The organism is Hydrogenophaga sp., from assembly GCF_036675665.1.
GTDB lineage: Bacteria > Pseudomonadota > Gammaproteobacteria > Burkholderiales > Burkholderiaceae_C > Hydrogenophaga.
The window spans coordinates 1-1,557 of record NZ_JAKFEO010000060.1; the positions used below are offsets into that span (position 1 = coordinate 1).

The following is a 1,557-nucleotide window of genomic DNA, read 5'->3' on the forward strand; positions in this document are numbered from 1 at the left end:
GACGAGCTGCTGGAGCTGGCCGACCGCATCGTCGTCATGAGCGAAGGGCGCATCGTTTTCGAAACGCCGGCCGCCAGCGCAGAGCGTCATGTGCTGGGGGCGCACATGGGGGGTGGCCACCATGCTCCAGAGGCCGAAGCCCTCACCCCAACCCTCTCCCACAGGGAGAGGGAGGAGGCTGGCGCATGACCGCATGCTCCCGGTTTTATCCCCTCTTCCGTTGGGAGAGGGCGAGTGTGAGTGTGAATGTGAATGTGAATTTGAGGGCAATCGCATGATCGAAATCAACGCCAATCCATTTCCCTACGCCTTCGATCCTGCCCACACGGCCCTGGTGATCATCGACATGCAGCGCGACTTCATCGAGCCCGGCGGCTTCGGCGAAAGTCTGGGCAATGACGTGGCGCTGCTGGCCGCCATCGTGCCGGCCTGCCAGGCCGTGCTCAAGGCCTGGCGCGATGTCGGGGGGCTGGTGGTCCACACGCGCGAAGCCCATCGCACAGATCTGTCGGACTGCCCGCCCGCCAAGCGCAGTCGCGGCAACCCCCGGATGCGCATCGGTGACCACGGCCCGATGGGCCGCATCCTGGTGGCCGGCGAGCCAGGCAACCAGATCGTTGCCGAACTCGCGCCGTGGGCTGACGAGATCGTGCTGGACAAGCCCGGCAAGGGCGCGTTTTATGCAACGCCGCTGCACGACATGCTGCAGGAGTCGCATGTCACGCACCTGGTGTTCATGGGCGTGACCACCGAGGTTTGCGTGCAGACCTCCATGCGCGAAGCCAACGACCGCGGCTATGACTGCCTGCTGCTGGAAGACTGCACCGAGAGCTACTTTGCGCAGTTCAAGGCGGCAGCGCTGGACATGATGCGGGCCCAGGACGCCATCGTCGGCTGGACCGCCACCAGCGGCCAGTTGCTGGCAGCCCTGGCTGCACGGCAACACTGATAGAGTTCTCTTGTGCAGACCGTAGCCCACCCTTCCAGGATTTTGCCCGCCGTTGTCGTCCATCGCTCGCGCGCCGACGAGGCCTATGCGCAACTGAAAAGCGACATTGCCGAATTCAGGCTGGTCCCGGGCGACCGCTTCACCGAAAGCGATGTGAGCGAGCGCCTGGGCGTGTCGCGCACGCCGGTGCGCCAGGCGCTGTTCCGGTTGCAGCAGGAAGGCTTTGTCGAAGTGCTGTTTCGCAGCGGCTGGCGCGTGCTGCCGTTTGATTTTGATCAGTTCGAACAGCTCTACGACCTGCGCATGGTGCTGGAAACCACGGCGGTCCAACGCCTGTGTACCGGCAGCCAGCAGGTGGACCTCGCTTTGCTCGATGCACTGGCCGCGATCTGGCTGGTGCCGCCGTCCGAGCGCAGCACCGACAGGGTGCAGGTGGCCGAGTGGGATGAAGCCTTTCACTGCGCGCTGGTGGCGGCGGCCGGCAATGCCGAAATGGCCCGCGTGCACCGCGACGTGACCGACCGCATCCGCATCATCCGCCGGCTCGATTTCATCAAACAGCCGCGCATTGATGCCACCTACGACGAGCACGCCAAGATTCTCAAGGC

The 1,557-nt window shown here is 64.7% G+C and carries 3 protein-coding genes; all 3 read left to right on the forward strand.

Features of this window, described 5'->3' with window-relative positions; all coding sequences use genetic code 11:
• On the forward strand, positions 1-189 hold a 189-nt coding region (locus V6M63_RS18345; protein ID WP_332744165.1), incomplete at its 5' end, for a hypothetical protein.
• A gap of 85 nt (positions 190-274) precedes the next feature.
• Positions 275-949, forward strand: a complete 675-nt coding sequence (locus tag V6M63_RS18350) for a cysteine hydrolase family protein (protein WP_332744167.1) — start codon at positions 275-277, stop codon at positions 947-949.
• A 42-nt stretch (positions 950-991) separates the two neighbouring features.
• On the forward strand, positions 992-1,557 hold a 566-nt coding region (locus tag V6M63_RS18355; protein WP_332744169.1), incomplete at its 3' end, for a GntR family transcriptional regulator.